The sequence below is a fragment of the Acinetobacter sp. XS-4 genome, from assembly GCF_023920705.1.
Taxonomy (GTDB): domain Bacteria; phylum Pseudomonadota; class Gammaproteobacteria; order Pseudomonadales; family Moraxellaceae; genus Acinetobacter.
Genome location: NZ_CP094657.1, coordinates 2,135,286 through 2,159,565, shown reverse-complemented (window position 1 = coordinate 2,159,565; position 24,280 = coordinate 2,135,286). Strand labels below are relative to the sequence as shown.

Below are 24,280 nucleotides of genomic sequence, written 5' to 3'. Positions count from 1 at the left end.
GTTTAGGTTGCCAATTATTATTAATCTAATAAAATCTGATTTTTTATTTTCTAATAATATTATGTCTTATACAACAGTACATATGCGGCATACGAGTAGTGGGTCCAGTAGTTCTAGAGATGCTAAAGATGTCTTTATATCTGGTTGTCGTAATGATTTTGATTTTAGTCAAATTACTTCTGAAAAAATTACTAAATTAAGTAAAGAAAAACAGACGTATTTTTATAAATGTGATGATGCGATCAATAACAAATTTTCAGTAGACTCATTGATTTATTACTCATCATTTATTTTGCCTATTATTTGTATTCTTATATTTATAAGAATGGGTAAAAAGCATTATCGAATTGCTGAAGAGAAAATTAAGAATGCAAAATATCCTGCGATTTTTGCTAGAAAACCAGAAAACAATCCTTCTAATTCTATGGAGATAGCTCTAGTAATCGGTGGTGTATTAGCAGTGCTAATGTACCTATTAATCTATATCATTCATATTATTGTAGTAGAAATTAAATATTGAAATTTCATAATAGAAAATTATAAAGAAGTAAAATTACCACTTGTCAGTTTTTAATCAATCTTTTTACATAGCTTGGCTATACTATTTTCTCAAATAAAAAAGGAAGATTACATGAATAAAATTATTTTGAGTTTATTAATCAGCAGTGGAATTTCAGTAAATACTTATGCTGCCTGCACTTATAGTTTTGATGCAACTCGGGCTCAAGTCGATGCAGTAAATGCAGCAGGAGGAAGGCCGATTAAATTAATGTCTCCAATTAGTATTGCTGAGCAAAAAGGTACGGCAACAATTGGTTATATAGGAAGTACACCAGCTGACCAAATTGTAAATTCTGGTAAAATGATAAGTCTACCTTCTATTCAGACTACTTTAGTTGATAAATCAGTAATTGGAACAAATATTATAGCAGCAGAGTTTATATTTGATGTTTTAAATATTAAAAACATCGCATTAGCAGATAGCCATGAAATTCAACAGCTAGCCTTCAATATATTAGGAGCTTCTAATTTAAAAAATGAAATTAGTTTAGATCTTGGTTATGGGTTAATTAATAAAGATGCAAATTATGCTGATGGAAGTTATGTGACACTCACGGGAGCAAGTACTAAAAGAGATAGTTCTGGTTCAGTAGTTGCAAAGGAGCTTGATCGAAAGGTAATTCCTGTTACGGTGCCAACAGATGGCAAAGTTAGAGTAGGTCTTTATTTTAATCAGGTTAGCAAACAAATGGGGTATATCATCAATGGTACAAATTATGGATACCTTAACTTACTTACTGAAAACTCTTTAAAAAGTATTGGATTTAAAGGGGCGGGTATACAATCACCAAATCCTAATTCTAAATTTTTAGGTAAAACTGTTTCAGTACAGTTAATTACTAATAAAGCAAATATGCAGTTTACATACCCAACAGGTACCACTGATATTTGTGGAAGTGCTAATTAAGAACTTTTTGAAAAGAAAAAACCACTCTCATTTGAGTGGTTTTTTATGGAGAAATTTATGGGATGGAATGGTAAAAAGCCGACTGACTTTAGTATTGATATGGCTAAAACAGCAGAGGATAAGGTAAAAAATTACCATGAAGCTCGAGCAGTCTTTGATGAATTCAAGTTTAGATGATAGGAAAACTTTAGTAGTGAGAGTAAAAACTTAGTTAGTGTTAAATTAAACTTAAATACAGTGCAGTAGAAAACCTACAATGCTTGCTCTGATTAGCATTTATTTCTGCTCTACGTACAGCAGAATCAGCAGATCCAACAGAAAAAATATGTGAAGCTCTAAAATATCATTAAGTTTTAAGCTACCTTTGGGTGGTTTTTCTTTTTCTGAACTGTTAAATTTTACTCGTTATTAAAATGGGTAATGTCATGAAAAAAATACTTTTATTGGGTTTTGTCGTTTCTTTGGTTGGGTGTGCCACAACGCCTATTTCGACAACTATGGCAAAGCAATCACCCAAAGAACGTTTATTAGCTTATCAAGAAAATAAAGATGGTTATGCTGAAGTTGAAATCACTAGAGATACTGGCTTTCTAGGTAGCGCTTGTTATTTAAGTGTTCTCTTTCGTAATGAAACTATTGGACGTTTTGATACAGGTGAGAAAGCAACATTTTATTTACCAGTAGGACAATGGAGTATGGCAGTGGCACCTGATCCTGAAGGAAAAGGACTGTGTACTGGATCAAGCTTTAACCCTGCCTTTGAGAAACAAAATATCAAACCAAATGTTAAAAATATTTTTCGTATAAGTTCTGGTCCATATCGTAGACCTAGATTGTTACCATTATAAATCAGATATAAGTATTTAATTTTATTGGATTACATTTATGCAGAGTCAAAATAACCCAATTGTTAATAATATAGACTGATAAGTGTAAATCTGAACGTTCAATACTAGCTGACTTCCCTACTGTAAATCTCTTAAGTGAAATGCTTTACAATTAATAAAACTAATATTTTGATAAAAGCCCTTATTAGGGGGCTTTTGTTTTTTATTTGATAAAGAATATTTAAAAAACATATTATTTAATTGTCTTTATTAAATAATATAGAGATATTAATTTACTCAACAATTAATAAGTTTTATAAAACAATAATAATTTTTAAATAGTCAAATTATACCGATCGAATAACATAAACATTTGTATTTTATTGTTATTTTAAAATTTAAATTAAATTACATTGTTTTTAAATATTTTAGTGATATTTTATTTTTAAGCTCATTTTCCTATTACCATTCATAGATATTGTGATTTTTATCATTTTAGGTTTGGGATAACCTAAATATCTTTTGGTAATTTTATTGAACCTAATATCTATTCTTTAGGGAGAAAGAATATATGTGGGAATTATTTGTAATTCTACTTTCGCTTGGGCTGTTAATGTATACAGCTTACAAGGGCTTTTCAGTCATTCTCATGGCACCAATTTGTGCCTTACTTGCTGTTTTACTCATTAACCCAGCCAATGTTTTACCGTTTTATTCGGGTGTATTTATGCCCAAAATGGTGAACTTTATTAAAGATTACTTTTTGGTATTTTTGCTTGGGGCAATTTTCGGTAAAGTCGTTGAAATGTCAGGAATTGCTGAGTCTATTGCTCGAACTATTGTAAGATGGATTGGGGCAAAAAAAGCAATTTTAACGGTTGTATTACTAGGTGCAATTTTAACCTATAGCGGCGTGAGTCTTTTTGTTGCTGTATTTGCCATTTATCCTTTTGCCAATCAGTTGTTTAGACAAGCTAATATTCCAAAACGTTTAATTCCGGGAACCATCGCGCTGGGTGCATTTACATTTACCATGGATGCATTGCCAGGTACCCCACAAATTCAAAACGTAATTCCAACCACATTCTTTGGCACCAATATTTATGCCGCACCATTTCTAGGAATTATTGGCGCTATTTTTGTTTTATGTATGGGTTTGAGCTACTTAGAATGGCGTCGTCGTGCTGCTGCAAAAGTTGGAGAAGGTTTCTCTGGGTTTGGTGTAGACGATACGCCATCTCAAGAAATTGAAGCCGATATGAACTTGCAAACCAATGGAAGTACGGCTCGTCAGTTTTTAGCGTTTGTACCTCTTATTCTTGTTGCAGTAATGAACAAATATTTGTCTAAAGCAATCAAAGAGTGGTACCCAAATGGCTTTGATTTTGCCACCGTCGGTTTAGCTGACTACACCGTAGATGTAGCAAAAACTGGTGCGATCTGGGCGGTTGGTCTTGCGCTCATTGTCGGGATTATTTCTGCAATTTTATTTGATTATCAGCGTGTAGTGACGAATTTTAAAGAGGGCATTAATGCCAGTATTGGCGGCTCACTTTTAGCAGTAATGAATACGGCTTCTGAGTATGGCTTTGGTGCAATTATTGCGTCATTACCGGGCTTTGCCATGATTAGTCATGCAATGAGCAGTACCTTCACAAATCCTTTAGTGAATGGGCCGGTGACGACAACCGTTTTAGCAGGTATTACCGGTTCAGCTTCTGGTGGTATGAGTATCGCTTTAAGTGCGATGGCTGAACACTATAACGCTGCGATTTTAGCCGTAGGTATTCCGCCAGAAGTCATGCACCGTGTGGTTGCGATGGCATCGGGTGGTATGGATACACTTCCGCATAATGGTGCTGTTATTACTTTACTCGCTGTTACAGGTTTAACCCATAAACAATCGTATAAAGATATTTTTGCAGTCACAGTAATAAAAACGTTAGCGGTATTTGTGGTCATTACGGTCTTTACCGTAACAGGTATTGTTTAAATCAGCACGTTATAAGTATTAAGGAGTAAATAGATGACTAAACTTTTAGACGGTAAAGTCGCTTTTATTACAGGTTCTGCAAGCGGTATCGGTCTAGAGATTGCCAAGAAATTTGCTCAAGAAGGTGCCAAAGTTGTCATTTCTGATATGAATGCCGAAAAGTGCCAAGAAACAGCGAATTTACTCAAAGAGCAAGGTTTTGATGCATTATCTGCACCATGTGATGTAACTGATGAAGGTGCTTATAAACAAGCAATTGAGCTGACTCAAAAGACCTTCGGTACGGTTGATATCTTAATTAACAATGCTGGTTTCCAACATGTTGCATCTATTGAAGAGTTTCCAACGGCTGTTTTTCAAAAGCTACTTCAGGTCATGTTAACGGGGGCATTTATTGGTATTAAACACGTTTTTCCAATCATGAAAGCTCAAAAATATGGCCGTATTATTAATATGGCTTCAATTAATGGTTTGATTGGTTTTGCTGGAAAGGCGGGTTACAACAGCGCGAAACATGGTTTAATTGGCCTAACAAAAGTTGCGGCATTGGAATGTGCACGTGACGGTATTACGGTAAATGCCTTATGCCCAGGTTATGTAGATACACCATTGGTTCGTGGTCAAATTGCAGATTTGGCTAAAACTCGTAATGTGAGTTTAGACAGCGCACTTGAAGATGTAATTTTGGCAATGGTTCCTCAAAAACGTTTGTTGTCTGTTGAAGAAATCGCTGACTATGCAATTTTCCTTGCGAGTGGTAAAGCTAGTGGGGTAACAGGCCAAGCTGTCGTTATGGATGGTGGCTACACAGCACAATAATTTAAGTGTTTTATAAAAGCCGCTTATTTAAAATAGGCGGTTTTTTTATTCGTTAAAATTTACGATATTCTAATGTTCAAAATAATGATTTATCTCTACTCTATTTGTTTATAAAAAGTCTAATAAAATAAGTTTGTTAAAGTATGAAATTATACTTTAAAGGTATTTAACTTATTTCCATTTTTAAAATCTAATAGAGTATGAGAAAGTAATCTTTACTCTCTTTCTTGATTCGATATTTTTCAGGAAAACTCGTCAATTAAAGGATATTAATTGGCATACAAGTTGCTTTTAAAGCAATAAGTTATTTAGCTAGGTGAAAAGGATATGATATCACTCAGCCAACAGACGGAACTCAATCATTATTCTCGCAAAGCTGAATTTGCGCAGAATTTGATGTCCACAATTTGTGGTGAACACCGTCTAGACACAATTTACAAAGACACTCTCGATTTTCACTATGACGGAATGCGTTTGCCTAATAAAAAAATGGCGATTGGTACAATCAGTTATGGTGCAAACGTTGCCATCAACATCTCAAATTTAAAAGCGTATAGCATTAGTTTGCCTATACAAGGTCGACAAGCTCTCAACATTCGTGGCGCTCATTATCAATCTGATGAAAACAGGGGCCTCATTGTTTCAAATAACGATCAGCAAGATTTGATTATCGATAAAGATTGCAGAAAATTTCAGGTGGTTATTCCTGAGCGGAGTATGCAGATTGTTCTTGCAGATCTACTGAATAAACCTATAGAAGCTCCCATTATTTTTAACCCCGAAATGCACTTAAACTCTGAGCAATTGATTGGTGCATGGTGGAAGAACATTCAAAATTTTGTACAGTTAAAATCTCAATATAGCAATTTTTATGGTTTGCAGATGTTGTCTGAAGACTATGAAAATTTTGTAATTAAAGCATTATTGTTGTCTCAAGAAAATAACTACTCTGAAGCCTTAAAGTTACTCTCACATCAGGATGAGCCAGCTTATATCCGTAAGGTTCGTAATTTTATTATTGAACATGCTCACGAAGAAATCTGTGCAGAAGACTTGCAACGTCTGGCTGGGGTTTCAAAATCAAAACTGTATGACGAATTTCAACAGTACTACGGTACCAGTCCAATGTCGTATTTAAAAAAATATCGCCTTCAACAAATTTATAAAATCTTGAGCACCACAGGAGCAGATAGAAAGGTTTCTATTTCAAAGCTTGCCTATGACTGGGGCTTTAACCATTTAAGTCGTTTTTCTCAAGAATATCGTGAAGAGTTCGGAGAAAATCCAAGTGAGACTAAGGGCAAAATTTTCTGATATTTAATTTTCCCATTAAAAAAACTGATTTAGGCAACTAAATCAGTTTTTTATTTATCGCTTAATATTTATAGACTTTCTTCTAGCTTTAACACTTGTTTGTTTTTAGATTTCTCATAAAGCACTTTCAGGCTAAGTGCAATAAATGAGATGAAGGTTGGTAGTGCAAGAATAAAGAAAATACCGCTTAAGCTTAGGTTGAAAGTGAAAATGAGCGAGCCAAAGAAAGCACCTAAAATTGCACCGATACGACCAATACCATGCATCCATGAAACGCCAACTGCACGGCACACTGCTGGATAGAACATAGCTGCAAGTGGCAGTAATGAAGACTGAGCACCTGCGAGTAAAGCTCCAATTAAGAAGATAGTAAGACCTAACAAGAAAATATTTGAGCTCACTAGACCTGCAACAATGAATAGGGCGAAAGCAATCAGATATGAATATTTGATGACTGTAGTTGGATTCAGTTTATCCATGTACCATCCCATAATGGTTGCACCAATCACACCACCAAAAGGGAAAATCGCTGCAATTAAACTAAACTGTTGCGTACTAAAACCTGCTGTTTTTAAAATCGTTGGCATCCAGCTTGTCAAAAGATAAAACACCAATAGACTGGTAAAGCAGCAGAGCCAAAGCATGCTTGAACCCCAAAGGTATTTACCTAAAACGATTTTAACTGGATTTTCATCAGAGGCATTTTCTGCTTGAGTTAAAACAAGTTTTACAGGCTCTTGAAAAGAATGACCTTGAATATCTTCTAAAATACGCTGAGCTTTATCTTGTTGATGACGTGTAATTAAGTATTGCGTTGATTCAGGTAATTTAAGTAATAAAGCAACCACTAAAATGAGGGGAATACTTCCGCCAATAATAATCACTTTAGCCCAACCATAGCTTTCTAATAGATAAGCTGACAACACACCGCCGCAAGAAATACCGAGCATGAAACCACAACCAGCAAGGCCTGTTAGGAATGCTTTACGTTTTACAGGCATATATTCAGAGACAATGGTACTGATGTTTGGCATGGCTGCGCCTAAACCAACACCTGTAATAAAGCGATAAATCATCAAGTCTTGAGTTGAATTAGCAAAGCCACACAAAATTGTAAATATTGAAAATAAAAGGCTTGTAAAAACAATGACACCTTTACGTCCAAACTTATCGGATAGAGGCCCCGAAATGATTGCACCGATCGACATACCGACTAAAGCAGCACTTAAAACTGGAGCAAGTTGCGGCTTGGTAATTCCCCAATCATCTAATAATGCAGGAGCAATAAAACCAATAATCCCTGTATCTAGACCATCGCAGAAGAAGACAAAAAAGCCTAGGATAAAAACCATCCGCTGTAATGGAGACAGTTTTTCGCGGTTGATAATCGTGTTTGCATCTATCGTTTTCATACGTATTCCTTATTCATTAAAATTTTTTGCTGTAATTGACGAAGAAACGGTTTTCAGAGAAATCGTTTCCATGCTTAATGTCGTAATTGATGAAGATGTACTGAAGAGCTAAACCTTTGAGGAATGGCTGTTGAAGGGCATAATTGACAATAACGTTTGCTTCACTTTCTTTATTTTTTAAGCCATCTGCTGTCTTAAAGTGATCGCCGTATACATATTTGAAAGTCGTATTTAAACCCGGCACATAATCTTTAAAGTCATAGCCATAGATGAAGTGATAAGACTTTTCATCTTGTTTGAAGAAACCTGTGGTGTTCCAGTTAATGAAGTAAGTTTCAGGCAAGAAACCATCTGGTAACGGGTAAGCAGACTCACCAATAATTTGCTGATAACCCACACCAAAACTGTGATTTTTTACTTTAAGTGTTTCTAATAACCCTACATTTTGTGCGTCGATGTCAAAAAGATTTCCATTATCTTTAGCATTGAAATATTTGAATTTTGAATTAACTGAAAAATTAGAATTTTTCCATATATGGTCAACGCCGACATAGTGTTTGTTATATAAATCCTCCATATTTCCAAAGTAATATTCGCCCTTTAACGTAGGCGTAAATTGATAGCGAAGATCTAAGTAGTTAAGTCCATCTGAATAGGCAGTCACACCTTTTGAAGTAAAAGAAAATCGATGAAAATCTTCTTCGTTTCGCGGTGATACTTTTTCAATACGGCCAATTTCAGCAAAAAGCTTATCGTTTAGCTGACTCTTAAGATTAGTTCCCCAATAAGACGTCAGGAGTTGTCGGCTTGCATCTACAGTGGTTACGGGTAAATCCAGCCATAATTCACCAATGCTTAGTAGCGTCTTGTTATAGCCTAACTTTAAGGTCGCACCATATTTTAGATAATCAGGTGCTTGAGACTGCGTCGCTTTATCAAAAGGTAATACCGTATCTGCAACATGTTTATCTTGGCTTAAACGAACCGCATATTGTGCTGAAGCATTTGCGCCAATTTGAATCGGGGTTCCTCCAATTTCTAACGGCGTATCATGCATATTTGAGTTGTAAAATAGAGAAGCTGATTGTGACCAACTACCGGTGTCTTTTACATCTGGATTGTCATAATTTCTGTCTATATATGCATTTTTTAATGTAAATTTCCATTCTTCATCCGCTGAATAAGCCTGAGTAGAAAATGCACTACAACATAAAATATTGATGAGCATTAACGTTTTTTGTTGTCCATAAAGTGGCCATGGTCGATGCATAAATAAAACGCCTTAATTTAGAAAATGACTGGGCTTTTTTTTATGTAATCAAACTAATTACATGACTTGATTGAACTATTTTTAGCCAATAGCCACTATCCAATAAGTCCTAATCTTCATCCATTTTTTCCAAATTAGATAAAAAGTATTAATTTTATTTTTAATTTAAAGTTATGAAATTTATTAGTTTTCTAATTTTTAGTGTTTTATCCATTTTTATTGATTTTGATAATTGCGCAGAGATTGGATAGTGCTTGCAGCTTTTGGACAGCCTAAAAAAATATTCGGATAGAAGATAAAGCCATAACAATGTCAGGAGTTGACACTATGGCTGGTCAAACCGTTCAAATTAAAACAGCATCTGGAAAGCAGTTCAGTGCATATCTAGCAACACCAGAAACGGGAAAAGGACCTGGAGTGGTGCTTTGTCAGGAAATCTTTGGGGTGAATGCAGCCATGCGAGAAAAAGCAGAATTTCTTGCAGAAGAGGGCTATACCGTTTTAGTTCCTGATTTATTTTGGCGTGTAGCATCTAATATCGAACTGGGTTACACACCAGAAGATTTTCAAAAGGCTTTCGAGCTTTATCAGCAATATGATGAAAATCTTGGGGTTGAAGATATTCAGGACAGCTTATCTTTTTTAAAGACTCGACCAGAATGCGACACCTCTACAGGACTTGGTGTGGTGGGCTATTGTTTAGGTGGAAAGCTTGCGTATCTGGCTGGCTGTCGGCTTTCGGAAGTGGCATGTGCTGTAGGTTATTACGGTGTAGGCATTGAAAAAGCGTTAGATGAGTTAGCCAACGTAAAAGGCCGTTTGGTTTTACATATTGCAGAACTGGACCAATTTACACCGCCAGATGCGAGACAAGCGATTGTCAATGCAACTAACCAATATTCAAATGTACAAGCTTATGTTTATGAAGGTGTTGATCATGCTTTTGCACGCCCAAAAAGCAATCATTATCACAAACCTTCAGCACGCTTTGCCCACGAGCGTACAGTAACAGCTCTACATAACACGATTGGACCGAAATATGACTTAGTTGCGCTATGGGAAGAGCATATTCGTCATGAGTTTGATACGCGTGATGTGCCTGCAACCATGGCAACGATGGTTGCGGAGCCTTATGTCAACCATATTCCAACCTTAACTGGTGGTGTAGGCCAAAGTCAGCTTGCTCGTTTTTATCAGTATCACTTTGTGCACCAAAACCCGAAAGATATGAAGATTACTTCAATCTCTCGTACGGTTGGCTCAACGCAAGTGGTAGACGAGTTCATTATGAGTTTTACCCACGATGCTGAAATTGACTGGTTATTACCGGGTGTAAAACCGACTGGTAAATATGTCGAAATACCAATGTTGGGTGTAATTCAGTTTAGAGGTTCAAAGCTGTGTCATGAACATATTTATTGGGACCAAGCATCGGTGCTCGTTCAAATTGGTTTATTAGACCCAGCAGGCTTGCCAGTTGCAGGTGTAGAGACCGCGCGAAAACTTCTTGATGAAGATCTTCCTTCAAATACTTTGATGCCATCTTGGTCAAGTAGTGAAGGCAAGCCAGTCAATTAAGGAGGATGCGCAATGAATATAGATTTAAAAGGAAAAGTTGCTGTGGTGAGTGGCGGAGCAACACTTATTGGTAAAGCTGTTGTACAAGCTTTGGTGAGTGCGGGTGCTCATGTCGCTATTTTAGATATTGATGCTAAAGGCAAAGCAATTGCAGAAAGCTTTAACCATGATGTGATGTTTATTCAAACCGATTTAACCAGCGATGCGGCTATTCAACAAGCTGTGGCAGATATTCACCAACATTTAGGTCAAGTGAGTTACTTGGTCAATCTGGCATGTACATATTTAGATGACGGTTTTAAATCTTCACGTCAGGACTGGTTACAAGCACTCGATATTAATTTGGTCTCTACAGTTGAGCTGAGCCGTGCTTTATACAATGACCTAAAAAAGCAGCAAGGTTCAATCGTTAATTTTACTTCAATCTCGGCCAAAGTGGCACAAACAGGGCGCTGGTTATATCCAGTGTCTAAAGCCGCAATACGTCAACTCACACAAAGCATGGCAATGGATTTTGCTGCCGATGGTATTCGCATCAACTCCGTTTCACCGGGTTGGACATGGTCTCGTGTTATTGCAGAAGTCAGTGGTAATAACCGTGAAAAGGCCGATAGCGTGGCGGCCGATTATCACTTGCTAGGTCGATTGGGTCATCCCGAAGAAGTTGCCAATGTTGTTTTGTTTTTATTGTCACCCGCTGCGAGTTTTGTCACCGGAGCAGATTATGCGGTCGATGGCGGATATTCAGTGATGGGCCCTGAAGGATCACAGCCCGCTATTCCACGTTTAGCCGAATAGCACAGCATTTTAAAAGCACATTTAGAAAATTATGGAGAATATTATGCGCCGTATTGCAATTGTTGGAGCAGGACAGTCTGGTTTACAGCTTGGTTTAGGCTTATTAGATACAGGCTATGACGTGACAATGATCACCAACCGAACTGCCGATGAAATCCGCCAAGGCAAAGTCATGTCAAGCCAGTGTATGTTTCATACCGCTTTACAAACTGAACGTGACTTGGGACTGAATTTTTGGGAAGAAGAATGTCCAGCGGTAGAGGGCATTGGGCTAGCTTTAGTCAATCCTGAAAATGGTGGTAAAGCATTTGAATGGAGTGCTCGTCTTGAGCGCTACGCTCAATCGGTCGATCAACGCGTCAAAATGCCATATTGGATGGAAGAATTTGAACGCCGTGGCGGTCGATTAGTAATTCAGGATGTGGGAATAGAAGAGTTAGAACAACTCGCAAACGACTACGAGCTTGTATTACTCGCGGCTGGTAAAGGTGAAGTCGTTAAACAATTTGAGCGTGATGATGCACGCAGTGTGTTTGATAAACCACAGCGTACTTTGGCATTGACCTATGTCAAAAACATGAAGCCAATTTCACCTTATTCACGTGTGACTTTTAATATTATTCCTGAAGTCGGTGAGTACTTTTCTTTTCCTGCACTTACTGTGAATGGTCCTTGCGACATCATGGTGTTTGAAGGTATTCCAAATGGTCCAATGGACTGCTGGCAAGACGTCAAAGCACCGGAACAGCATTTGCAGTGTAGTTTGGACTTGCTCAAAAAATTTGTGCCTTGGGAATATGAACGCTGCACAAATGTTGAGTTGACGGATGCTGGCGGTTATTTAGCAGGACGTTTCCCACCGACAGTACGCAAACCAATTTTAACATTACCTTCTGGCAAGCAAATTTTTGGTATGGCAGATGCCTTGGTAGTCAATGACCCGATTACTGGTCAAGGCTCAAACAACGCTGCTAAGTGTAGCAAAATTTATTTCGATGCCATTTTAGCCAATGATAATCAAGGTTTTAGCGAACAATGGATGGTTCAAACCTTTGAACGTTATTGGGCTTATGCAGAAAAAGTCGTGGCTTGGACCAATAGCCTGTTAGTACCACCGCAGCCACATGTTGTTGAACTATTAGCAGCCGCAAGCCAAAACCAAAGCATTGCTTCAATTATGGCCAATAACTTTGATGACCCGCGCTCTTTTGCCCCGTGGTGGTTTGATGCAGATCAAGCTCAGGCATTCATGGCCTCAAAAACCGCAGCAAAAGTGGCTTAAGGTCAAAATATCAAAGGGAGAGTTAAAAATGGACACAATTGAAACTCAAGGTTTACAAAGCATTAATGCTGAAAACCCAAGAGAAATTCGTAATTTACTTGGTCAGTTTGCAACTGGCGTTACAGTGATTACAACCCGTGGTAAAGATGGTCGGAAAATAGGTATGACAGCCAATTCATTTTCGTCGCTGTCTTTAGACCCACCATTAATTTTGTGGAGCCTTTCAAAAACAGCGCCAAGTTTGTCTGATTTTGTTGAAGCTGAATATTTTGCCATTCACATGTTGGCGCAGGAGCATCATCAGCTTTCTGGACATTTCGCTCGAGGTGCTGAAGATAAATTTGCAGGCGTTGCACATCAACAATGCAATGCAGGCGTTCCAATTTTGTCCGATGCACTCGCAACCTTGGTTTGCCGCAATGTAAATCAGTATGAAGGGGGAGATCACCTGATTTTTATTGGTCAAATTGAACAATACCAACAACGCCAAGGTGAACCATTGGTATTCCACGCAGGAAAGTATCGGATTGCTGCTGAGCATCCAGAATTAGCACATTAATTCACCACAATCACGATCAATCTGGTCGTGATTTTTTTTATAGGAAATAAGAAGATGAAAAGCACTTTAATTAAACATGGATTTTTAGCAGGGACATTGTTGGGTTTGCCATTGGTTACACATGCCTATGATTTACCGACCGTAAACTTAGGTATGACCAGCTTTCTCGATGGCGGGTTACCCGCAGGGCCTGGCTGGTATGCTCAAACCTATTTTCAAAATTACGATAGCAATAAACTGGTCGATGCCAATGGACAAAAATTAGGTTTACCTAAAACAGATTTAAATTATCAAGTACTGGTTGAGCAGATTAGTTATTTATCGAATGTCCGAGTAAAAGATAAAGCCAGCCTAGGTATGAATTTTTTAATTCCTTTTGTCAGCAAAATGGACATGGATGATGGCTTGAATAATGCTGCTATTAAGGCCCAAAGTGGCTTTGGGGACATTATGATTGGACCTTTTATTCAGTTCGATCCAGTCATGGGTGCACAAGGGCCTAAGTTTGTACATCGTTTTGAGTTTCAGGTGAATTTACCTACTGGTGAATACGATCAACAAAAAGATATTAACCCAAGTAATAATGCTGTTTCATTTGATCCTTATTGGGCTGCAACGTATTGGTTTAATCCAAAGTGGACAGCTTCAACGCGTATCCATTATCTCTATAACTTTAAAAATGATGACCCAAGTTATGCATTTGCTGGAGCAAATGATATGCAAGCTGGGCAAGCGATTCATGCAAACTTCGCAACAGACTATGCCATTACTGAACAGTTCCGTTTAGGACTAAATGGCTATTGGCTAAAACAAGTGACAGATACTGAAGTGGATGGTGAAAAAGTCAAAGGCCGACGTGAACAAGTTTGGGCTGTTGGCCCAGGTGCAATGTATAGCTTTTCTAAAAATGATCATTTGGTCGCAAATGCTTATTTTGAGCAAGATGCTGAAAATCGTCCAGAGGGAACACGATTGCAAGTTCGCTATGTTCACCATTTCTAATCTATAAACAATTTATAAAAAAGCCTTTTATATCTAAAATATAAAAGGCTTTTATCTATTTTTAGTTTACGAAAAAATTGAAGTAATTAAGCCCGAGCCATCGACTTGCCCTGAACGGCGTGTAGAAGAGGGTAACTCACCATAACGGCGTTTGTACTCTTGAGAAAAACGGCCTAAATGTGTAAATCCCCACTTAAATGCAACGTCTGTGACTGATAGATTTTCATTGTGCATGAGCTCTAAATGAGCTTGTTCAAAGCGTAATTCTTTAAGATAAGACATTGGGGTAGTCCCCAAATAATTTTTAAAGCCAGTAAATAGTGTTCTCACACTCACGCCCGCATGTTCAGCTAAAATTTCGACATTAAGTGGCTCATGTAAATGTTCTTTAATATAGGCTTCTGTACGTTTCACGAAATAAGGAGATACGGTTTTTTCTTTATAATGATCAATTCTATGTAATGCATTATTGGGTTGACCATAAATGAGGGCATTAAACAAATTTGACTCAAATTGTTTAAAGGCTAAAGGATGATGGAGTGGATGTTGATCACATGCTAAAGCATCCATCAGTGTTCTAACGAGCTGTAAAAAGTAGCCTCCACTTTGTGTGGCAAAGTCTAATTTAGGATCAAAAACGAGTAAATTATTGTCTGAATCAGCAATGTGTTGACGGCAATGGTAAGTAAAATCATCCTTTGAAACTTTTAAAATAAGCTGTGGCGAGTTCGCATGCCAGCGCATACGTAAAGATTGCTGAGGAGAAATAAGAGAAGCAACTTGAGAATAAGAAATAAACTTTTGTGAACCAAACTCAATTTCTGCGTAGCCTTGAGTTGGAATTTGAATTAGGTAAAAGTTATCAAGGTGATCTGGTTCAATAATGACATCCGCACCATATTCCAAGCGACTAATAGACAATGCACCTGTTTTAACATGGTGCATGGTTGCACTGAAATCTCGCTTCTGATGAGAGACTTTAAGATCATGCGGTTTAAAAATTTGACCTACATTTCGGCAGGTTTCGCTTAAATCGTGGTGATCAAACACCAGATTATGATTGGTAAAGATAGACTCATTTTGAAAATGACGCCCACTGAGTTCGGGGGAGTTGGCTTGGTTCATATTTATCCCTTTTGGCTCACTCCTGTATTTACTTGTGTTGTAAAAGCTTTAAAACTTCGCTGCACAGCAAGTAAATACGGCACTTAAAAAAATTAAGTTACTCGCAAATTACAATGAGATATAAGCAAAATACAGACCAATTTATCTGCTAATTAATGTGATTTTCTCAAATTTTTAGTTCGGATCTAGTCCATCAATTTAATAAATTCGAGAAATAGAATAGAGGGATATAAACGGTGCTATTACTTAATCTCATCATGATCTTATTCCTTAAGATCTATCAAAATTTATAGCAAATCCGAGCGAACTGGTCAATTTATTTTGTCGGAATTTATAATTTTATATTATTGAATATAAAAGACTTTTAATTTTTGAAAATAAAAAAACAATATACCCTTTACAGAGTATATTGAATGAGTTGGCTTATAGTGGTTTAGTAAACAATCTTAAGGCTTTTAGCGTGATGTATTGCTTTGTAAAAACTTTTCGCTGTAAATACGATAGTTTTGCAGAGATTGTTCATCTAACCAATTTTTAACAGCTTCAATCATTGGCGGTGGGCCACATAAATACATATCAAAAGCCTGCTCAGCCAGTTGATCTTTATTTAAATGCTCATGAATATAACCCGCTTTGCCTTGCCAAGCTTCTGTTGCTTTAGTCACAATTGGGTGATAACTAAAGTTTGGAAGCTGTTCTGCGTAGGCATGTAAACGCTGTTGTTCGCACAAGTCGGTTTCATTATTTACGCCGTAATACAACTGAACGGCAGGTGAGTTAGGCTGCTCAACTAAGTTATCTAACATTCCCAAGAAAGCCGATAACCCTGTTCCCCCAGCTACAAAAACGAGTGGTCGCTGTACTTCACGTAAATAGAAACTACCCAGAGGCGCTTCAATGAGTAGGGTTTGTCCAACTTTACAACGATCACGCAAGTAATTGCTCATCACACCGTCTGGTAAAAGACGAATTAGAAATTGCAATTGATTGGTTGCATTTGGTCTATTTGCAAAAGAATAAGAACGCCAATCTTCAGTATCTGGAATTTGCAAACGAGCATATTGACCCGGTAAAAACTGAAGTTGTTCAGCATGACTGCTCGCATCAAGATGCAAAATTGCTGTCGTTTCAGAAACCAGCTCAACCGCAGTCACTTTGGTTTCAATTTTTAAAGTATCACCAGCGTTACATATAGCAGAATCATGGTCGAAATAAAAAGCTGCATCTGATTTCACACGCGTCTGGCAAGCTAACATTTTGCGCTCAGCCAAATCACGCTCACTTAATGCATCTTCATCAACATATTCTTGTTCATAAAGACCAGTTTCACATTGTCCCTGACAGGTACCACAAACACCTTCACGGCAGTCTAGCGGTAGGTTAATTCCTTGGCGAACTGCTGCATCAAGCAGCAATTCGTCGTTATTTACCGAAATGAAAAAGGTTTTACCATCGGCAAAGTTAAGTGCAACTGAATGTCCCATTTTCATTCCCCTTAAACGTGATAGAAGTCTAAAACGGAATCAATTTTGTCATTGAGCAAAATGCTGTGTTGACGACGAATACGGAAACCATCTGCTGTTTGGCGTAAAAGATAAGTAGCGTGTCCGTAAAAACAGCCTTCTAAGCCTTGACGGTTATAAAGCGTTTGCCATACGACTTTTGCTTCAATTAATCCATCATCCAGTGTTTTTACACGAATGTTATTCATGCTGTGTAATGTACGTGGTAACGGCGTTGCAGACGCAGCTTTACCTGTACGAATACGGAATACACGGTCTTCGAGTCCAGTACGGTCCGCATAATAAATATAAGACAAACCCTGATTTGGATCTTGAACATAGTTATGGTCATCAATCCACTGTGGAATATGATATTCACTATCTTCATCGTAAAGCTCTAGATAGGCATCCCAGTCATAAGCATCACAAAGTTCTGCTTTTTTGTACAAAAACTGAGATACAGCAAAATTTAGTTCTTGTGACATGGTTACACCTCATCCATTAGGGCATTGTTTTCGAAAGTAATATCTTGCATTTTCAATGCTTTCTTATTTAAGCCATCGAGCATTAGACGTTGCCAATGCCCATGCTGGTTTACATAGAGTCCTTCATGGGTAAACTCTCGGCCAGTAATGACTGGTTGAATGCCTAAATCTTGTGAGTTTTTGGTCGCGCCATATTCCCAAGACTGACAGCCACGAGAAATATCGCTCCAACGCTCAAGTCGTGCCTGAAAACCTTTTTGCTGTTCACGGAATTCAACTAAATCGTCTGGTGTACCAAGGCCTGATACGTTAAAGAAATCTTCGAACTGACGGATACGGTTACGGCGTGCTTCAACAGATTCACCTTTAACACCAATACATTGACTGATGACTTCAGTTTTATTCCATGCCACAGGGCGAACAATACGAAGCTGAGAGCTAATTTGGTCCATAAAAAATAGGCTAGGGTACAAGTTCAAGTTTCTTAAACGATGCATTGCCCACTCAGCATATTTGTCGCCATATTTTTCTACTAAATAAGGCATAACTGTGCTGTAACCCGGACGAACTGTTGGATTCGGCATGTCACTGAATAAAACACTATGGCCATTTTTGAAGCTGAACCAGCCATCGTCAGTTTCTGAGTCACCCGCACCTAACTTGCTATAGTCAAGCGTATCGAGTTCTGCACCTTTTGATGCATTCACTTGTTGACGGTGTTGGACTGTAGATACATAGTTATAGTGAACAGTACTTACATGGTAACCATCTAAGCCATTTTCATTTTGTAGTTTCCAGTTGCCTGCAAAGGTATAAGATGATTTGCCTTGAAGTACTTCTAGTTCACCTGTTGGGGACTGGTTAACCATTAAATCAAGGAATAGTTTTGCATCGCCCAAAAAGTCTTCTAGAGAATCTGTTGCTTGTGTATCGAGGCTTACAAATACGAAACCACGGTAACTGGCAATGCGGCCTTGTTTTAAGCCACGGCTTGATTTATCAAAATCTTCACAATATTCGCCTGGGGCTTTGACTTTAACCAGACGGCCATCTGACTTATAGCACCATGCGTGGAATGGACAAGTAAATGTAGATTGGTTGCCTTTAGCAACGCGTGTTAAAGTCGCACCACGATGCTCACAAGCATTAACCATGGCGTGTAGTTCGCCTTTACCATCACGACTCACAATAATCGGTTGACGACCAATTTGAACTGTTAGGAAATCATGATTGTTTGGAATTTCACTTTCATGGCATGCATAAATCCAAACCTTTTCAAAAATGAATTCCATTTCCAAGTCAAACAGCTCAGGCTCGGTAAACATGTTTCGTGCAATACGAAACACGCCATCTTTAGGACGGAAGTCGATACATCCATCTACAAAATCATTCCATTGTTTTAAATTAGATGAGGTCATTTGCTCAATCCTATTCATTCAGCTTTTAACTGATTGAACCGCGATTAGGCTTTGGCCTCTATCCGTTTTTTCCAGATCTTTATCCACTTTGTGCAGTTTTGATTTTTTAATAAGACGATCTTTAAGATGTAATCGCATTTTAAAAATGTATATGTCCTATCTTTTTAAATTTCCATATAATCTTAACCAGAATAAAGTCAAATCTTGTGAATTAAGCCGATGAAAGAACAAAACTTAAAATTACAGATTAGAATTCTTTTAGAGCAGAACATCGCATTCGGCCCTGGAAAGGCAGACTTACTTGAGGCAATTGAGAGAACAGGTTCGATCTCACAAGCCGCAAAATCTATGAATATGAGCTATCGCCGTGCATGGCAATTGGTAGACACCATGAATCAATGCTTCGAAACAGCTCTAGTCGAAACTCAAACGGGTGGAACACATGGTGGTGGGGCAGCCATTACAGCTTTGGGCCAGAAAGTCTTGCATCACTATCGCCAAATGGAAGTTAATGCTCGACAGGCCTTAGAACGTGATTATCAAATCATGAGTAGCTATTTAAAAAACTAAATTAAAAGCTTTTATAGCGACTGAATCTTTTAATTTGGTATAACTTTTGCTTAATACAAAGTGCACGCTGAAAAAGCACTGCTGCAATTTTCAGTTACACAGACAATGGCGTCTATTCTGCACTATCGAAAAAGGTAGTCTGGGATAGGCGTTTTTATTGCGTATCTAAAAAAGTGGCTGGCATAAACGACTGATCTTTCTATAGATCTTTATGGTCATCGCTATGTGGTTTTTGGCATGGTGATGACCATAAAACTAATGAAATTATTCACTAATATTTAAAGAAAATGAGTTTTATATAGTGCTCTTAAATGGTTAACGCCGCTACAGAGTGCACCAAAATGAAGATCAAAATACGAATTGCACTATTTACCTTCATTCCGGTCATCTATATTTAACGAATTATGCTTTTCATAATCTTTGTGTGGCGCTATATTCTTGGGTATATATCGCTGCAAAAAAAGACAAAAAAGGTAAAACATAATGGTAAGTAATACGAAGATAAAAAAATTGGCTTTAGCTTGTTCGGTCCTCAGCATAGGATTGGTTTTTAATATTCCAGCCAAGGCTGAATCGGTTACTGTTTATGCAGCAGCGAGCTTAACGAATGCGATTGGTGATTTAGAAAAAATTTACGAAAAACAAAATAATATAGAAGTCAAAACTTCATATGCAGGTTCATCGACTTTAGCTAAACAAATTGAAGCTGGGGCACCAGCCGATGTATTTATCTCTGCTGATACACAGTGGATGGATTATCTACAAAACAAAAAATTAGTTGCAACAAATGACCGTATAAATTTACTAGGCAACCGTTTGGTTCTAATTACTCCAAAAGGGCAGTCACTAAACGTAAAACTAGATAAAACAACCGATCCAAATAAAGTGTTTACAGGAAAGATTTGTACAGGGGATACCAAAAGTGTGCCTGTAGGCAAATATGCTAAAGAAGCTTTTACCAATTTAGGTTGGTGGAGCCGTATTGAGCCAAAGTTAGTTGAAACAGAAGATGTTCGAGCAGCACTAAACTTTGTTGCGCGTGGTGAATGTCAGGTTGGCATTGTCTATGCAACCGATGCAGCGATTAGTAAAGATGTAACGGTAGTTGGGGTATTTCCAGAAAATACGCATTCGCCAATTACTTATCCTGTAGGGATGGTTAAAAAGAATCCTGACTCAGCAAAGTTTTATCAATTTTTACAAAGCAACCAAGCCAAATCAGTCTTTAAAAAATATGGCTTTAGTGTGCTAGCTCCAGTTAAACCATGATGTTTTCTTTAACCCCAGAAGAACTCAGCGTTCTGCAACTTTCTTGTAAGGTTGCAGCAAGTTGTCTTGTAATCAGTATTATTCCTGCAATTTGTGTGGGATGGTTTTTGGCACGTAAAGAGTTCTGGGGTAAGTCATTCATTGAAACATTGGTGTTTTTACCTTTGGTGTTACCGCCAGTTGTACCTGGTTATTTGCTTTTACAAGTTTTTGGGAGCCGCGGTATTATTGGACAATATTTGGCACCGCTTGGAATTGATTTTGCATTTAACTGGAAAGGCGCCGTTCTTGCATCAGCAGTGATGGGTTTCCCGCTATTGGTACAATCTATTCGGCTAGCGATTGAACTGGTCGATCAGCGTTTAGAAATGGCAGCAAAGACATTAGGTGCTTCATCTTTAGGGGCATTTCTTCATGTCACGATGCCTCTTGCCAGCAGTGGTATTCTAATTGGTGCTATTTTATGTTTTTGCCGCAGTTTAGGTGAGTTTGGCGCGACCATTACCTTTGTGGGTAATATTTCAAATGAAACACGTACTTTACCTTTGGCCATGTATAGCCTAATGCAACAACCCGATACAGAGGCCGCTATTCAACGGCTTATCGTTTTATCGTTAAGCGTGGCTTTTTTAGCCCTATGGTTTGCACAGTGGTTTCATCGTTATCAAAAAAAGCGCTTAGGACGATAAGGTTATGTTAATTGAATGCCGTTTTCAGCTACACATGGGTCAATTTCATAGTGAACCTAGTTTCGAGTCAGATGCTGCTGTTATTGGATTATTTGGTGCCTCTGGGTCAGGTAAAACATCAATTTTACACGCCATTGCAGGACTGAACACTCCGCGTAGTGGGCTCATTAAAATACAGGATCAAACATGGTTTAATTCAGATCAAAACATTAACTTGAGTACCCAAAAGCGGCATGTTGGATTGGTTTTTCAAGATGCTCAGCTTTTTCCGCATAAAACGGTAAAGCAAAACTTATTATTTGGTCTTAAGCATCTTTCCCAACAAGAACGTCACTTCGAAGCAGATTATATTATTGAGTTATTAAAGTTAGGGCACTTATTACAACGTATGCCCATCAAACTCTCAGGAGGTGAAAAACAGCGCGTGGCACTGGGTCGAGCATTGTTATATTCACCTAAGCTGTTATTACTTGATGAGCCATTATCTGCACTAGATGCGAATCATAAAGCTGAAATTATTCCTTTTTTTCAAAAGGTAAAAGAGGAAATAAAAATTCCAATGATTTATGTGAGTCATGATATTCAAGAAATTAAACAACTGACCGAAACAATGTGGATTTTATAATTTTTCATATTTCACACATTATTTCAGCCATATTGATTTATGGTTGTTAGCTAGCCCATAAACTGCCCGTTGGAGCAGATTTTCGACGATCTTGGGCTTGTTGATAAAAACGCCAGAAAGCGAAAGCAAAAATGATAGCTAAGAAATCAACCACTAAGATTTCTCCACCATGTACCCATAAGCCACTTTGAGGAATGAAGTAAGCTAAAAGGGATGTAAGCGGAATCGCAAAGAAAACTAAAACCAAAGTTAACAGCAGTTGTGGTAAAGCTTTTGCATAGCCAATCACAAAGGTATAAATCAAACTCAGTAGGAAAATCGCATAATAACCATACATAAAGAGGTGATTCATGCTTTCAATATTGAGTGTAGCGAAAAGCCAACGACTGGCCAACATTGTACCTACGACAGCTAAAACACACCCTAAACATGCACCTATAGTTAAATTCGCAAGGAACACTACATCTTTACGTTGAACAGGAACAGGGTCTTCAGCACGCTTTTGCTTACGTGCACGAGTTTCAACCCAAAGGATGTTACCTGTATAAAACAAGAAAGCGCCACCGACACCTAACACAAAATAAATCCAACGTACGCCCGTACCACCAAAACTTCCAAAATGTAGGCTAAACATGGCGTTGATTAACTTATTCCCAGCATCAGTCTGTGTGTTAATGCCTTTATGGTTAAAGTGCTCAACTGCATATGGGTTCATACGCATAAAGTCATGATTTGCACCACGCAACATCTGATCTGAGCTATAGAGAGCAATACGTGCATTGGCTTTTTCAGGTTTATCTAGGCCACTGAACTGGATATAGTCAACTGAATATTCAGGTGCTGCTTTTTTAGCTTGAGCTAGTATTTGCTGCACATCAATCTGTGTTTGTTTAGGCTGAATAAGTGCAGGGGGAGAACGCTGAAAAACAGGCTGTCCTTTGAGTGCAAGTTGTCCAATCGCATCATAAAAAAAGTCATGAAAAGCAAAGACAATAACGCTAATACTAATAATGATGTGGAAAGGTAAGCTCGTAATTCCAATCACGTTATGCGCATCTAGCCAAAAGCGCTTTTTATTTTTGCCAGGCCGAATAACAAAGTAATCCTTTACCAAGGTTGGTAAAAGTATGATCACTCCTGAAAGCAGGGCAAGAAAATATAAAATTGAAACCACGCCCATCACATAGAGACCTAATCCGTGATGGCCTGCCATGCCCGGTATGCCTGCTGTTTCATGTAACTGTTCGATTAGCCAGCCAGCTTTAGATAGGTTTTCTTGGGCAACGATTAACTGACCTTTATCATCTAAGCTTGCCATCCACGTAGACTGAGCCGCATTAAAGCCATCTCCACGTTCATGTTCACTCCAAGTAATGGGTGCATAGTGAAATTCATTGGACGATAAATTTAGTGTGAAGTTCTTTTGCGCAGCAGGATAGGCGGTCTGTACTTTTTGAATAAGCTCATTATATTGATCGGGTGAGACTTTCGGTAAAACTTGCTGTGTTGGCGTAGCCCACTTACTAATATGGTGCTGAAACATGCTGAGCCCACCAGCAAAGAAACAGATAAAAAGCAAAATCCCAGCACATACACCCACCCAAGTATGCATGCTTTTTGCTAATTTCATGATGTCTGAACGTACTTTCATGTTTAACCCCGTAAGACAAAAATACAGCTATACGCTAGGGCATTCGCAATGAATAAATAGATAAGCGCTTTTCGTCCAGTCGTAAAAAAATAACTGCCAAACATAATCGGCATCCAAACCCAAGGAACACTCCACATACCCACTTGCACCAATAAATCCATGGCGACATAAGGTTGGCCTAATAAAACAATCAAATTACCAATAGCGATAGAAAGACTTAGACCAAAAACACCACCAGCAAAAGTTTTACTCCACCAGTCTGGCTGGATAGGAGACTGAATTTTAGCTTTCATGAAATCAGTTTCCGTTTAAAAAGCGCCATAAAAGGGAGGAAAGACCATGCAAAAATGATGAGCATGAACCAGAAAAAAGTGGCAACCACTTTCGGTAAGCTTGCAAAGAGCGCAATAAATCCAATGCCTAATAGCACTAAACCCAAATACTTAAAGAAAGTAGGAAGATGTTGAGACAACAGATTTTGGTTGCTATGACTACAATAGATACTGACCGCTCCCAACAGGGTCAAAAAAAGTCCTATAAGTTTCATAATCGATGTTTATAAGTAAATTAAAGTCAAAATTCACCCAACAGTATAAGTAAATAATAATTATTATCAAATGATAA

At 38.0% G+C, this 24,280-nt stretch carries 23 protein-coding genes; 15 read left to right on the top strand and 8 right to left on the bottom strand.

Going from position 1 to position 24,280, the window contains the following annotated elements; genetic code table 11:
* Nucleotides 1–7: 7 nt before the first annotated feature.
* The 6 genes from MMY79_RS10020 to MMY79_RS09995 all read left to right on the top strand — a co-directional run bounded on the left by MMY79_RS10020 (nucleotide 8) and on the right by MMY79_RS09995 (nucleotide 6,421).
* Nucleotides 8–520, top strand: coding sequence for a hypothetical protein (locus MMY79_RS10020; protein WP_252608119.1), 513 nt, complete (start codon nucleotides 8–10; stop codon nucleotides 518–520).
* A gap of 111 nt (nucleotides 521–631) precedes the next feature.
* Nucleotides 632–1,468, top strand: coding sequence for a DUF4882 family protein (locus MMY79_RS10015; protein WP_252608117.1), 837 nt, complete (start codon nucleotides 632–634; stop codon nucleotides 1,466–1,468).
* 425 nt (nucleotides 1,469–1,893) lie between these two features.
* Nucleotides 1,894–2,316, top strand: a complete 423-nt coding sequence (locus MMY79_RS10010; RefSeq protein ID WP_224971947.1) for a hypothetical protein — start codon at nucleotides 1,894–1,896, stop codon at nucleotides 2,314–2,316.
* A 550-nt stretch (nucleotides 2,317–2,866) separates the two neighbouring features.
* Nucleotides 2,867–4,288, top strand: a complete 1,422-nt coding sequence (locus tag MMY79_RS10005) for a GntP family permease (RefSeq protein ID WP_252608115.1) — start codon at nucleotides 2,867–2,869, stop codon at nucleotides 4,286–4,288.
* Between the two features lie 33 nt (nucleotides 4,289–4,321).
* Nucleotides 4,322–5,107, top strand: coding sequence for a 3-hydroxybutyrate dehydrogenase (locus tag MMY79_RS10000; protein WP_252608114.1), 786 nt, complete (start codon nucleotides 4,322–4,324; stop codon nucleotides 5,105–5,107).
* 327 nt (nucleotides 5,108–5,434) lie between these two features.
* Entirely contained in the window at nucleotides 5,435–6,421 is a 987-nt protein-coding gene (locus MMY79_RS09995; protein ID WP_252608113.1) for an AraC family transcriptional regulator, read from the top strand.
* A gap of 68 nt (nucleotides 6,422–6,489) precedes the next feature.
* Here the strand turns inward: MMY79_RS09995 and MMY79_RS09990 are convergent, their stop codons facing one another.
* On the bottom strand, nucleotides 6,490–7,833 hold the full coding sequence (locus MMY79_RS09990; protein ID WP_252608112.1) for an aromatic acid/H+ symport family MFS transporter: 1,344 nt from the start codon (nucleotides 7,831–7,833) through the stop codon (nucleotides 6,490–6,492).
* Between the two features lie 16 nt (nucleotides 7,834–7,849).
* Nucleotides 7,850–9,103 carry an OprD family outer membrane porin gene (locus MMY79_RS09985; RefSeq protein WP_252608111.1) on the bottom strand — a complete coding sequence of 418 codons (1,254 nt, stop codon included), beginning with the start codon at nucleotides 9,101–9,103 and terminating at the stop codon, nucleotides 7,850–7,852.
* A gap of 327 nt (nucleotides 9,104–9,430) precedes the next feature.
* Between MMY79_RS09985 and MMY79_RS09980 the strand changes: the two genes are divergently transcribed.
* From MMY79_RS09980 to MMY79_RS09960, 5 genes are read left to right on the top strand one after another with little or no spacing between them, the layout of a single operon-like run.
* Nucleotides 9,431–10,681, top strand: coding sequence for a dienelactone hydrolase family protein (locus tag MMY79_RS09980; RefSeq protein WP_252608110.1), 1,251 nt, complete (start codon nucleotides 9,431–9,433; stop codon nucleotides 10,679–10,681).
* Nucleotides 10,682–10,693: 12 nt separating this feature from the next.
* Nucleotides 10,694–11,479 carry an SDR family oxidoreductase gene (locus tag MMY79_RS09975; protein WP_252608108.1) on the top strand — a complete coding sequence of 262 codons (786 nt, stop codon included), beginning with the start codon at nucleotides 10,694–10,696 and terminating at the stop codon, nucleotides 11,477–11,479.
* A 43-nt stretch (nucleotides 11,480–11,522) separates the two neighbouring features.
* The gene (locus tag MMY79_RS09970) at nucleotides 11,523–12,761 is read left to right on the top strand and encodes a styrene monooxygenase/indole monooxygenase family protein (RefSeq protein ID WP_252608106.1); all 1,239 of its coding nucleotides are present in this window, start codon (nucleotides 11,523–11,525) and stop codon (nucleotides 12,759–12,761) included.
* Between the two features lie 28 nt (nucleotides 12,762–12,789).
* On the top strand, nucleotides 12,790–13,320 hold the full coding sequence (locus tag MMY79_RS09965; RefSeq protein WP_016138157.1) for a flavin reductase family protein: 531 nt from the start codon (nucleotides 12,790–12,792) through the stop codon (nucleotides 13,318–13,320).
* A gap of 54 nt (nucleotides 13,321–13,374) precedes the next feature.
* The gene (locus MMY79_RS09960; RefSeq protein ID WP_252608104.1) at nucleotides 13,375–14,322 is read left to right on the top strand and encodes a transporter; all 948 of its coding nucleotides are present in this window, start codon (nucleotides 13,375–13,377) and stop codon (nucleotides 14,320–14,322) included.
* 66 nt (nucleotides 14,323–14,388) lie between these two features.
* Here MMY79_RS09960 and MMY79_RS09955 read toward each other — a convergent pair whose 3' ends face one another.
* The 4 genes from MMY79_RS09955 to antA form a co-directional block, all read right to left on the bottom strand.
* Nucleotides 14,389–15,447: an AraC family transcriptional regulator gene (locus MMY79_RS09955; protein WP_252608102.1), complete on the bottom strand. Its 1,059-nt coding sequence runs from the start codon at nucleotides 15,445–15,447 to the stop codon at nucleotides 14,389–14,391.
* 455 nt (nucleotides 15,448–15,902) lie between these two features.
* The gene (gene antC, locus MMY79_RS09950) at nucleotides 15,903–16,937 is read right to left on the bottom strand and encodes an anthranilate 1,2-dioxygenase electron transfer component AntC (RefSeq protein WP_252608099.1); all 1,035 of its coding nucleotides are present in this window, start codon (nucleotides 16,935–16,937) and stop codon (nucleotides 15,903–15,905) included.
* A gap of 5 nt (nucleotides 16,938–16,942) precedes the next feature.
* A complete protein-coding gene (gene antB / locus MMY79_RS09945) occupies nucleotides 16,943–17,434 on the bottom strand; it encodes an anthranilate 1,2-dioxygenase small subunit (RefSeq protein WP_107879977.1) in 492 nt (163 codons plus the stop codon).
* 2 nt (nucleotides 17,435–17,436) lie between these two features.
* Complete coding sequence (gene antA / locus MMY79_RS09940; RefSeq protein WP_174765853.1) at nucleotides 17,437–18,852, bottom strand: anthranilate 1,2-dioxygenase large subunit; 1,416 nt, start codon at nucleotides 18,850–18,852, stop codon at nucleotides 17,437–17,439.
* Between the two features lie 219 nt (nucleotides 18,853–19,071).
* Here antA and MMY79_RS09935 point away from each other — a divergent pair, with 219 nt between their 5' ends.
* The 4 genes from MMY79_RS09935 (at nucleotide 19,072) to MMY79_RS09920 (ending at nucleotide 22,005) form a co-directional block, all read left to right on the top strand.
* Nucleotides 19,072–19,422 (top strand): LysR family transcriptional regulator, encoded by a 351-nt coding sequence (locus tag MMY79_RS09935; RefSeq protein WP_174765852.1) that lies wholly within the window; start codon nucleotides 19,072–19,074, stop codon nucleotides 19,420–19,422.
* A gap of 483 nt (nucleotides 19,423–19,905) precedes the next feature.
* Nucleotides 19,906–20,691, top strand: coding sequence for a molybdate ABC transporter substrate-binding protein (gene modA / locus MMY79_RS09930; protein WP_252608097.1), 786 nt, complete (start codon nucleotides 19,906–19,908; stop codon nucleotides 20,689–20,691).
* On the top strand, nucleotides 20,688–21,380 hold the full coding sequence (gene modB / locus MMY79_RS09925) for a molybdate ABC transporter permease subunit (protein ID WP_252608095.1): 693 nt from the start codon (nucleotides 20,688–20,690) through the stop codon (nucleotides 21,378–21,380). Before modA ends, modB begins: the two co-directional genes overlap by 4 nt.
* Nucleotides 21,381–21,384: 4 nt before the next feature.
* Complete coding sequence (locus MMY79_RS09920) at nucleotides 21,385–22,005, top strand: ATP-binding cassette domain-containing protein (protein ID WP_252608093.1); 621 nt, start codon at nucleotides 21,385–21,387, stop codon at nucleotides 22,003–22,005.
* Between the two features lie 46 nt (nucleotides 22,006–22,051).
* On the opposite strand, the gene MMY79_RS09915 is transcribed toward MMY79_RS09920, so the two are convergent.
* Entirely contained in the window at nucleotides 22,052–23,656 is a 1,605-nt protein-coding gene (locus tag MMY79_RS09915; protein WP_252608091.1) for a PepSY-associated TM helix domain-containing protein, read from the bottom strand.
* Between the two features lie 2 nt (nucleotides 23,657–23,658).
* A complete protein-coding gene (locus MMY79_RS09910) occupies nucleotides 23,659–23,949 on the bottom strand; it encodes a hypothetical protein (protein ID WP_013197946.1) in 291 nt (96 codons plus the stop codon).
* Between the last annotated feature and the right edge of the window lie 331 nt (nucleotides 23,950–24,280).